Annotated in this window: 10 protein-coding genes; 9 read left to right on the top strand and 1 reads right to left on the bottom strand. The window is 45.4% G+C overall.

What is annotated here, in order from left to right:
• Positions 1–81: 81 nt before the first annotated feature.
• Positions 82–747 carry a CBS domain-containing protein gene (locus AC5RDS_RS04310; RefSeq protein WP_013612348.1) on the bottom strand — a complete coding sequence of 222 codons (666 nt, stop codon included), beginning with the start codon at positions 745–747 and terminating at the stop codon, positions 82–84.
• 354 nt (positions 748–1101) lie between these two features.
• On the opposite strand from AC5RDS_RS04310, the gene AC5RDS_RS04315 reads away from it, so the two are divergent.
• The 9 genes from AC5RDS_RS04315 (at position 1102) to AC5RDS_RS04355 (ending at position 11265) form a co-directional block, all read left to right on the top strand.
• A complete protein-coding gene (locus AC5RDS_RS04315; protein WP_013612349.1) occupies positions 1102–1356 on the top strand; it encodes a DUF8828 family protein in 255 nt (84 codons plus the stop codon).
• Between the two features lie 37 nt (positions 1357–1393).
• On the top strand, positions 1394–2950 hold the full coding sequence (locus AC5RDS_RS04320) for a DUF4301 family protein (protein ID WP_217778873.1): 1557 nt from the start codon (positions 1394–1396) through the stop codon (positions 2948–2950).
• Between the two features lie 52 nt (positions 2951–3002).
• A complete protein-coding gene (locus AC5RDS_RS04325; protein ID WP_217778875.1) occupies positions 3003–3941 on the top strand; it encodes a polyprenyl-phosphate transporter in 939 nt (312 codons plus the stop codon).
• Between the two features lie 2 nt (positions 3942–3943).
• The gene (locus tag AC5RDS_RS04330) at positions 3944–4687 is read left to right on the top strand and encodes a shikimate dehydrogenase family protein (protein ID WP_172720100.1); all 744 of its coding nucleotides are present in this window, start codon (positions 3944–3946) and stop codon (positions 4685–4687) included.
• 312 nt (positions 4688–4999) lie between these two features.
• The gene (locus AC5RDS_RS04335; protein WP_046404648.1) at positions 5000–6586 is read left to right on the top strand and encodes a thiamine pyrophosphate-dependent enzyme; all 1587 of its coding nucleotides are present in this window, start codon (positions 5000–5002) and stop codon (positions 6584–6586) included.
• 51 nt (positions 6587–6637) lie between these two features.
• A complete protein-coding gene (locus AC5RDS_RS04340; RefSeq protein WP_013612354.1) occupies positions 6638–7222 on the top strand; it encodes an indolepyruvate oxidoreductase subunit beta in 585 nt (194 codons plus the stop codon).
• Between the two features lie 344 nt (positions 7223–7566).
• Positions 7567–8439: an electron transfer flavoprotein subunit beta/FixA family protein gene (locus tag AC5RDS_RS04345; RefSeq protein WP_013612355.1), complete on the top strand. Its 873-nt coding sequence runs from the start codon at positions 7567–7569 to the stop codon at positions 8437–8439.
• 77 nt (positions 8440–8516) lie between these two features.
• A complete protein-coding gene (locus tag AC5RDS_RS04350) occupies positions 8517–9536 on the top strand; it encodes an electron transfer flavoprotein subunit alpha/FixB family protein (protein ID WP_013612356.1) in 1020 nt (339 codons plus the stop codon).
• Between the two features lie 19 nt (positions 9537–9555).
• On the top strand, positions 9556–11265 hold the full coding sequence (locus tag AC5RDS_RS04355) for an acyl-CoA dehydrogenase family protein (protein WP_022160975.1): 1710 nt from the start codon (positions 9556–9558) through the stop codon (positions 11263–11265).
• Positions 11266–11388: the final 123 nt, after the last annotated feature.

The raw sequence follows: 11388 nt of genomic DNA on the forward strand, positions 1-11388 counted from the left end.
TCTATAACTCAGCAACTCTATAACTCAGCAACTCTATAACTCAGCAACTCTATAACTCAGCAACTCTATAACTCAGCAACTCTATAACTCTAAATACTTCATCAATAATCCATAGCGTTCCCTCAGACTATCCTGTTCTTCCTCGCCTGTGACAAAACTATTCTTAACGGTATATCCGTACCGGATAAAAGTATCCAGGATCGGATCTACATTCAGTGTATTTATCTTCAAGGTAATCTGCAGTTGCTGGGAATCGCGGTTTCCCGACACGTAACAACTCAATACCCGGGCTTCGTTATATTCTACAATCTGTGCAACTTCGGCCAATGAATAATCGATCCGGTTGACTTCGAGCACCAGAATACCTCCCGGCTGGTCTACACATAGCAAAGTGTCCAAATGCCGGAGGATATCGGTCAAAGTAATCGAACCGACAAAATTATTTTTCCGGTCGAGTACGGGTACCACCGACAACAAACTTCCGGCCGCCAGACAGATAACATCATAAATATGATAATTTTCATAAACAAAGGTACCTTCCACCGGAATCTGCAACACATCCAGCCGATCGTTCAGGTCGCCGTGGGCATAGATCATCTCATCATCTACAAGCCCCAGATACATTTTTCCCTGCTCCATAGGCAGATGGGACACCCGGAAAAGTTCCATCCAGTTGAGCGCCTGCAAGCAGGTATCTTCGGGTTTGAGCACCGGCACAACATTCGATATCAATTCTGATGCAATCATAGTTTATTTACAACGATGTGACAACAGACAAAGTTACAAATGTTTTTAAGCTGTCAAAAATTCAGGATCTTTTTCAGTTCTTCCGTATTTTTTTAAGAACGACATAGACATCCACATCGGTTATTCCTTCGAACTCAGCAGGGTCGAACACCTCGTCGGCCGACATCAGTACTATGGTATATCCCACTGCCCGGCCGAACTTTCCTGTGTTCGGGTTTTATCCCCAAAATATGACAAACAACGAACTAATTTCAGAATAAAATGGCATCGTATCGATTTTTATCGGCCGATTATAAAAAAAATTACATTTATCGCATATCTTTGTGACTGATAATTTTAAACGAATAAAATGACATGTTACCCAAATTTCTTATTGCGGACAACTCACAGGAAGCACTTGACTTAGTCTACGTTGTTCATACCGAAAAACCACGTTGTATCATTCAATGTGATCTGGACGGATTTTACAGTAATCAAAAAATTTACTGGATCGACGAAGAACCACTGTCTCAAGATGATATCGATTCCCTGATGGAAGAAGCTGAGGATTTCTATGAAACCGAACTGGACAATCAGGAAGAGGTATATGACGAAGAGGAAGATAATTAATCCGACTTACAACTTTGTAAGCTTTAATCACTAAATTATGGACTACACGAAAGAAGATCTGAAAGTTTTCAAACACAGAGATATTAAACCGGAACAGATAGACCGGCAATTAGCCAATTTCGAAAAAGGATTCGACTATGTCGATTTGTCCGAACCAGCCACCATCGGTAATGGAATTATCCGGATCGAGGCTGAAGATGAAGAACGTTTGAACGCAAATTTCGATAAAGCACGTCAGGAATGTGAACTGCTGAAAATGGTCCCGGCTTCCGGATCGGCCACCCGGATGTTCAAAGATCTGTTTACTTTTATGGATACCTATACAGGTACAGAAGAAGAATTCCTGGAATTCGTGCAGGATAAAGGGGCGGGTACAATGCACGATTTCTTTTTGAAACTGAACGAACTTCCTTTCTATAACCGTTTGTCTGCCGCTCTGTGGAATGATGGAAAAGACATCGACAAGATGATCGCCAAACGGCAATTTAACGAAATCCTTAGTTATATCCTTACCGACAAAGGACTGAACTATGGGAATACCCCCAAAGGATTGGTCGATTTTCATATCTACCGGGATTTTGTCAGAACGGCTTTCGACGAACATATCGTTGAAGGAGGGATGTATTGCAACAATGGAAAAATAGCCCGCTTACATTTCACCGTTTCGGAAGAGTATATGAATCTCTTTAAAGAACGGTTGAAGAAGGTGACCAAAGTATTCGAGAAGATGTTCAACATCAAATACGAAGTAACCTTTTCGATTCAGAAACCTTCCACCGATACCGTCAGCCTCACCGACAAGGGCGAGTTGCTGAGAGACAGCGAAGGGAAGCTGGTATTCCGTCCCGGAGGACACGGTGCTCTGATCTATAACCTGGAGGAATTGAAAGCCGATATTATTTTCATCAAAAATATCGATAACGTTATCCCCGACCGGGCCAAGGGAGATACGATCAAATATAAAAGACTGCTGGCCGGAACACTGGTGGAATTGCAAGAAAAGATTTTCAGTTACCTGAGTATACTGGATAAAAAACCGACAGAAGAACAACTCCGGGAGATTGAAGCCTTTATGGGACAAATCGGTTATAAAGAAGCGGAAGGCAAGACTTATAAAGACCCAAAAGAGCGCATCAAACATCTGCATCAATTGCTGGATCGTCCGATCCGGGTATGTGGAATGGTAAAAAATGAAGGTGAACCGGGCGGAGGACCGTTCTGGGTGAAAATGAAAGACGGCAGTTCACGCCTGATGATCGTCGAATCGGCTCAGATCAATCTGAAAGATAAAGAACAAAAAAAAATGTTCGATCATTCTACTCATTTCAATCCGGTCGATCTGGTATGCGGTGTAAAAAACTATAAAGGCAAGAAGTTCGATCTCGAAAAATTCATTGCCCCCGAACAAGGTTTTATTACCCACAAATCATATAAAGGGAAAGAAATTAAAGTACAGGAACTCCCGGGGCTTTGGAATGGAGCAATGGCGAACTGGATTACGGTATTCGTCGAGGTTCCCCTGACAACTTTCACCCCGGTGAAGACTGTTTTTGATCTATTCCGTTTTGAGCATAGAAACGTATTGAAAAAATAAATCCCACTTGGGATTTATTTTTTTATAAAATTCGAAAAGTGAACAGAAAAATATGGGAAAACAAAAGAATTATTTATTGTTGGTACTGAAAGGCTGTGCCATGGGTGCAGCAGATGTGGTTCCGGGTGTTTCCGGCGGTACGATCGCCTTCATTACGGGGATTTATGAAGAATTGATCGATTCGATCAAAAGTATAGACCTCCAAGCTTTAAAATTGCTGCTCAGCCTGAAGTTTGCAGACTTTTGGAAAAAGATCAACGGGTCATTCCTACTCGGAGTGGCCGGTGGTATCGCCATCTCTATCTTCTCTCTGGCCAAACTCATGACCTGGTTACTGGAACATCATCCCATTTATATCTGGTCGTTTTTCTTCGGTTTGATCGTCGCTTCGTCGGTACTGGTAGCCAAAGAAATCAAACACTGGCATATCGGTACGGTGATCTCACTGATTGCAGGAGGCTGTATCGCCTATGTCATTACTGTGATGTCGCCGGCCGAGACTCCCAATACGTGGTGGTTTATCATTTTATCCGGCGCCATAGCCATTTGTGCCATGATTTTACCGGGCATATCCGGGGCATTCATTTTACTACTGATGGGGAAATACTCCTATATCCTCGGAGCTGTCAGCAGCCTGAACATCGGGGTGATGTTGTTATTCATCGTCGGAGCGGTTGCCGGTATCATCAGTTTTTCCCATCTGTTATCCTGGTTTTTAAAAAAATATCATACAGCGACTGTCGCTACCCTAACGGGATTCATGGTAGGGTCTCTGAATAAAGTATGGCCCTGGAAAGAAACTTTGGAAACCTATACCGACTCACACGGAGTAGTAAGACCTTTGGTGGAAGCGAATGTGTCTCCGCATTATTTTCAGGAACTGACGCAATCCGATCCGCTTTTAATGGAAGCGATCGTGATGTGTATCGTGGGTTTTGTGCTTATTTATGGCATAGAGTTCATCGGAAAGAAAATGCAAAAGCAACAGTAATCATGCAAATATACGGAATCATCGGATACCCTTTGGGGCATTCCTGCTCGCCCCGCTATTTTAACGAGAAATTCCAAAAAGAAAATATCGCTGCTGAATATCGGAGCTTCGAAATGCCCGACATCCGGCAGCTTCCAACACTATTACAACAAACGCCCGACCTTTGCGGTTTTAATGTCACGATCCCTCACAAACAAAATATCCTTCCCTTTCTGGACGAGATCAGTGAAGAAGCCCGGGTTATCGGTGCCGTCAATTGCGTCAAGGTGAGCCATCCGAATGGGCACCCCTATCTGGTGGGATATAATACGGATATGTACGGTTTTCGGAAAGCTTTGCTGGAATTCATTCCCGCAGCTATTTCCAAAGCACTGATTCTGGGGAATGGCGGAGCTGCCAAAGCCGTGCGTTACGCCCTGCACTCTCTGAATATGGAAGTATCGACCGTATCCCGTACTCCCCGCCAGGCAGACGAGATCGGCTATGCAGCGTTACCGGACTTAATAACCGGCTATCCGCTGATCGTAAATACTACCCCTTTGGGCACCTGGCCCGATACATCGGAGTTTCCTCCCCTTCCCTACGAGCTCCTCACTGCCGGACATTATCTTTTCGACCTGGTCTATAATCCCGAAACAACCACTTTCATGCAAAAGGGAAGAGCAGCCGGAGCTCATGCCTGCAACGGTTATGCGATGTGGCTGGGACAGGCGGAAAAAAATTGGGAGATATGGAAAAAAAAGTAAAAAGGCTAAAAACCAGAGGGTAAAGGCTAAAAGTAAAAAAATACCTGAAAAATACGTTGGAGCTTTCTTTTTTTAAAGAATATTTCTATCTTCGCAAACGTTTTACATGATATGCGTTTAGCGATATGTACCGTCCTTTTGAATATTATTTCGTTTTAGCTTATATCATGGGTACCTTGAAATTCCACTGGGGACTCTGATTCCGGGGCAGTTATTGCCTTCACTTTCGAATTATTCAACATTTTATTTCCGAGACGTCTCCGACGTTTGTGTTATTGTAATATCATATAATCTATAAAATCAGACAAAATTATGCAAAAACAGCTATTATTAGGTGTCGAAGCAATAGCTCAGGGAGCCATTGACAGCGGAATTTCAGGCGTATATGCCTATCCCGGTACTCCTTCGACAGAAATCACCGAATATATTCAGAATTCTAAAGAGGCTATCGCCCGTAATGTACACCGGGCATGGGCAGCCAACGAAAAGACGGCCATGGAATCGGCTTTGGGAATGTCTTACGCCGGCAAAAGAGCCTTGGTATGTATGAAACACGTCGGTATGAATGTGGCAGCCGATTGCTTCATGAATGCAGCTATTACCGGAGCTAACGGTGGACTGGTAGTTACCGCAGCCGACGATCCTTCGATGCATTCCTCTCAAAATGAGCAGGATTCCCGGGTATATGGTAAATTTGCCTTTGTACCGGTACTCGAACCTTCGAACCAGCAAGAAGCTTACGAAATGACCCGTTACGGTTTCGCTCTCTCAGAAACGGTAGGTTCTCCCGTATTGATGCGAATTACCACCCGTCTGGCCCACTCCCGTGCCGGAGTCGAAACGCACGATAGCCTGCCGGAAAATCACTTGCACTTGCCGGAGGATAAACGCCAGTTCGTACTGCTCCCGGCTATCGCCCGTAAACGCTATAAACTCTTACTTGAGAAACAGGCGGATTTTGTAAAAGCATCCGAACAATCTCCCTTCAATCAATATATCGACGGTAGTGATAAATCACTCGGAATCATCGCTTGCGGAATTACCTACAATTATCTGTTGGAAAATTTTGACGGTGGCTGTATCTATCCGGTAGTAAAAGTCAGCCAATATCCGTTACCCCGTAAGATGATCAAACGTCTATTGCGCGAGTGTAAACAGATTCTGGTACTCGAAGAAGGTTATCCCGTTGTAGAAGAAATGCTGAAAGGGTACCCCGGCCAAGATAACATCATGGGACGCCTGGACGGCACCCTGCCCCGGGATGGCGAATTAAATCCGGACTTAGTAGGCAAAGCCCTTTGTTTCAAAACCAAAGAAGGAGCCCCTGTACCTGAGATCGTCGCTCCCCGTCCACCTGCACTCTGTACGGGTTGCAGCCATCGCGATGTCTATAAAGCCCTCAACGAAGTCATCGCGACCTATGGCGAAGGACGGGTATTTTCAGATATCGGCTGTTATACTTTAGGTGCACTTCCTCCTTTCCAGTCCATCAACTCTTGTGTCGACATGGGAGCTTCTATCACGATGGCCAAAGGAGCCTGTGACGCCGGATTATTCCCAACGGTAGCGGTTATCGGCGACTCGACTTTCACCCATTCCGGTATGACCGGTTTATTGGATGCCGTCAACGAAAAAACGCCGATCACAGTGATCATCTCCGACAACGAATCGATTTCTATGACCGGAGGTCAGGAATCCTCGGCCCTGGGAAAAATAGAATCGATCTGCCAGGGTATCGGAGTAGAACCCGAACACATCCGGGTATTGCTGCCGGTACCCAAGAACCATGAGGAACTGTGCCGAATTATCCGGGAAGAACTGGAATACAAAGGAGTATCGGTCATCATCCCCCGGAGAGTATGCATCCAGAAAGCAGCCAGGGACAATAAGAAAAAATAGAATAAGTAATAAGCTACAGGCTAAAGGCTAAAAAGTTAAAGGTAAAAAATTATGAAAACAGATATTATATTAGCAGGCGTAGGAGGGCAGGGTATTTTGTCTATCGCAGCGGCTTTGGGCTCGGCTGCACTGACTAACAATCTATATATGAAACAAGCCGAGACTCACGGTATGAGCCAGCGAGGCGGTGATGTACAATCTTTCATGCGTATTTCAGACCGCCCGATCTATTCGGACCTGATCGCCAAAGGACGTGCCGACATCATCTTATCCGTAGAGCCGATGGAAGCTCTTCGTTACCTCCCCTATCTACGGGAAGGCGGATTTGTGGTGACCAACTCCACACCTTTTATCAATATCCCCAACTACCCCGAAGTAGAAAAAGTGATGAGTACACTCAAAAGCCTTCCCCATCAGGTGATTATAGATGCCGATACCATTGCTAAAGAATCTGCCGGTAACGTCAGAGCCAGCAATTTCGTCATGTTGGGAGCAGCTTCTCCCTTCATCGAAATTCCGTTCGAATACCTGGAAGAAGGCATCCGTGCCATCTTCAGCCGCAAAGGCGCTGAAATCGTAGAGATGAACCTCAAAGCCCTACGTGCGGGCCGCGAATTCGCTCAGAATTACAAGTAACGGACGAAACGGTAAAAGCGGCTAAAACGGGAACAACGGCAAAAATGCCTCCTTCCTCCCTGCCGCTTTTACCGTTCCCTTTTTCTTTTCCACCACTTCCACCGTTTCATCCCTTCACTTCCTACTTTTTTCACTTTTTACCTTTTACTTTTCACCTTTTACCTTTATTGTATTATCTTTGCTCACCAAATAGTTACAAGTTTCCGGTACTGCCGGAAGTGATCGGAATCGCTTCAAAGTGTTTGGAAAACCTGTACTAAACGGTGTAATTCAGCAAATATTAATCTTAAAATCCTTTCGACTTTTTCAATCGTTTGAAGGGATGATAACTTAAATAATGTAACATGAAAGGACTGAAAATTGTTGTTCTTGCGAAGCAGGTTCCCGATACCAGAAATGTGGGAAAAGATGCTATGAAAGCGGATGGAACTGTAAACAGAGCAGCCTTACCTGCTATTTTTAACCCTGAAGATTTAAATGCCCTGGAACAGGCATTACGGATAAAAGATAAAATTGAAGGGACTACAGTGCACATTCTGACGATGGGCCCCGGCCGTGCTGCAGAAATCATACGTGAAGCCATGTACAGAGGCGCAGATGGCGGATATTTGTTATCCGACCGTGCTTTTGCCGGTTCCGATACCCTGGCCACTTCTTATGCGTTAGCTTGTGCGCTCCGGAACTTGCAGACCGACCTGCTGATCTGCGGCCGTCAGGCTATCGACGGAGATACGGCTCAAGTGGGGCCTCAGGTAGCTGAAAAACTGGGGCTGCCACAAGTCACTTATGCAGAAGATATTCTGGATATTACAGCCGGCAAGATCACGATCAAACGTCGTCTCGAAAGAGGTATAGAAGTGGTAGAATGTCCGGTACCCTGCGTCGTGACCGTTAACGGTTCTGCTGCCCCCTGCCGCCCCCGTAACGCACGCTATGTGATGAAATATAAATACGCCCGGGCTACCCAGGAAATGCAGGATGCCGATGAAGATTACCTCAACCTGCTCCAGGAACGTCCTTACTTGAAAATTACCGAATGGAGTGTCAACGACATCACTTGCGAAGCCCAGGAACTGGGATTGAGCGGTTCTCCGACGAAAGTGAAAAACATTGAAAGCGTCGTATTTCAGGCCAAAGAAGCCAAAGTACTCGAGCCTAGCGACACAGCCATCGATGAAATGATGAAAGAACTGATCGTTAACCATACCGTGGGGTAAGGTAAAAAGTAAAAGGTAAAAAAGTAAAAAGTAAAAGGCGAAAGGCTATAAGCTTAAGCTATAAAAGCTAAATATTTATGAACAGTGTATTTGTATATTGCGAAATAGAAGAGGGTATTATTGCAGATGTAAGCCTCGAGCTACTGACCAAAGGACGTACCCTTGCCACTGAATTAGGCGTAAAACTCGAAGCTATCGTATTGGGTAGCGACCTCAAAGGAGTTGAAAAACAAGTCTTCCCTTATGGAGTAGACGTACTTTGGCTGGGCGATGACAAACGTCTGGCTCCTTACACCACTCTCCCTCATACCTCCATTTTAGTCAACCTGTTTAAACAGGAAAAACCTCAGATCGCTTTTATGGGAGCTTCCAGTATCGGCCGTGACCTGGGTCCCCGGGTATCTTCGGCCCTGCACAGCGGTCTGACAGCCGACTGTACCAGTCTGGAAATCGGAGATTATGAAGACAAGAAAAACAATAAAATATATCACAACCTGTTATACCAAATCCGTCCGGCTTTCGGCGGAAACATCGTTGCTACGATCGTAAATCCGGATTGCCGTCCTCAGATGGCTACCGTCCGCGAAGGAGTGATGAAAAAAGAAATCTTCAATGCGAACCACCAGGGAGAAATCAAAATGATCGATGTGAATCAGTTCACCACTCCGGAAGATTTTGTCATCCATGTAATCGAACGTCACATGGAAAAATCAAAAGTGAACCTGAAAGCAGCTCCGATCATTGTTGCCGGAGGCTATGGTGTCGGTTCGAAAGAAAACTTCCAGTTACTGCATGAACTGGCTACCGTTCTAGGCGGAGAAGTCGGAGCTTCGCGTGCTGCCGTCGATGCCGGTTTTTGCGAACACGAGCGTCAGATCGGCCAAACCGGTACCACCGTACGTCCTAAACTGTACATCGCTTGCGGTATTTCAGGCCAGATCCAGCATACTGCAGGAATGGAAGAGTCTGCCATGGTGATTGCGATCAATACCGATAGCAACGCCCCGATCAATAAATTTGCTGATTATGTCATCACCGGCGACCTGAATGTCGTTATCCCGAAGATGATCCAGTATTACAAGAAAAACAGCAAATAAAACTTAAAATCAAAACATTATGGCTAATTTTTATACAGATAATGAAGATATAAAATTCCACCTCGGCCACCCGCTGATGGAAAAGATCGTTGCCCTGAAAGAGCGCAATTACACGGAAGCCCAGCAATATGACAACGCACCGCGCGACTTCGAAGATGCTTTCGACAACTATGATAAAGTATTGGAAATTGTCGGAGAAATTTGCGGGGATGTCGTAGCTGTGAATGCCGAATCGGTAGATGCCGAAGGCCCGCAGGTAGTCGACGGTCATGTAAAATATGCCGCCGGTACCCAACAAAACATCGATGTGATCAATCAAGCCGGCTTGAACGGTATTTCTCTCCCGAGAAAATACAACGGGTTGAATTTCCCGATCACCCCGTTTATCATGGCCGCCGAGATCGTTGCCCGGGCCGATGCCGGATTGCAGAACATCTGGGGATTACAGGATTGTGCCGAAACGATCAACGAATTTGCCAGTGACGAACAAAAAGCCAAATACCTGCCCCGCGTATGTGCCGGCGAGACCTGTGCGATGGACCTGACCGAACCGGATGCCGGTTCCGACTTACAGGCCGTACAGCTGAAGGCAACCTATAACGAAGCCGACGGACAATGGTATCTGAATGGTGTAAAACGTTTCATCACCAACGGGGACGGACATATTTCCTTAGTACTGGCCCGTTCGGAAGCCGGAACGAACGACGGACGCGGACTTTCCATGTTCATCTATGACCGCAACAGCAATGCCGTTACCGTACGTCGTATCGAAAATAAATTAGGGATCAAAGGTTCTCCGACCTGTGAGCTGGTATTCAAAAATGCTCCGGCCGAACTGGTAGGCGAACGTAAAATGGGATTGATCAAATACGTGATGGCACTGATGAACGCAGCCCGTCTGGGTATCGGCGCCCAATCGGTCGGTATTGCCGAAGCCGCTTATCGCGAAGGATTGAAATACGCTCAGGAAAGGAAACAGTTCGGTAAGGCCATTATCGAGTTCCCGGCTATTTACGAAATGCTTTCCAATATGGAAGCCAAGTTACATGGTATCCGTTCCGTTCTTTATGAAACAGCCCGTTTTGTAGATATGTACAAGACCTATTACCATATCTCCAAAGAAAGAGCCCTGGACAAAGACGAACGCAACGAGATGAAGGAATATCAGAAATTAGCCGACATCTATACTCCGCTACAGAAGCTTTTCGCCAGTGAATATGCCAATGAAATCACTTACGATGCCTTGCAGATCCACGGTGGATCAGGATTTATGAAAGACTATCCTATCCAGCGTTACGTGCGGGATGCCCGAATCACCAATATTTACGAAGGTACTTCCCAGTTGCAGGTAGTAGCTGCCATCCGTGGCGTCACCACCGGACAATATGCAAAACATATCCGCGAAGTATACGAGAAAATGGAGATCGCTCCGGAACACGAATACCTGCGCGAAACCCTGAAATGCATGACCGGTAAACTCGAAGCCGCAACAGCCAAAGTAGCTGAAGCCGGCAGTACCGAATATACCGACTTCCATGCCCGTCGTCTGGTGGAAATGGCCGGTTATACCATTATCGGTTACCTGTTGCTGCAGGATGCACAGAAATGCGATAAGTATGTGAAGTCTGCCGAAATTTTCATCAATTACGGTAAAGCCAAAGTAGCTGCCCACGATGAAATGATCAACAGCTTCAATCCGGACAAACTGGGAATCTATAAAAAAAATTAAAGCTAGTGATCAGATAAATTAAAAAGGGACATTCAGTAAATACTATAAAATTAGCCAACTAATTCATACATAAAATATTGCGAATTAGTTGGCTTTTTTGTATCTTTAGGTATTCCCCCGCAA

The organism is Odoribacter sp. (genome assembly GCF_985060555.1).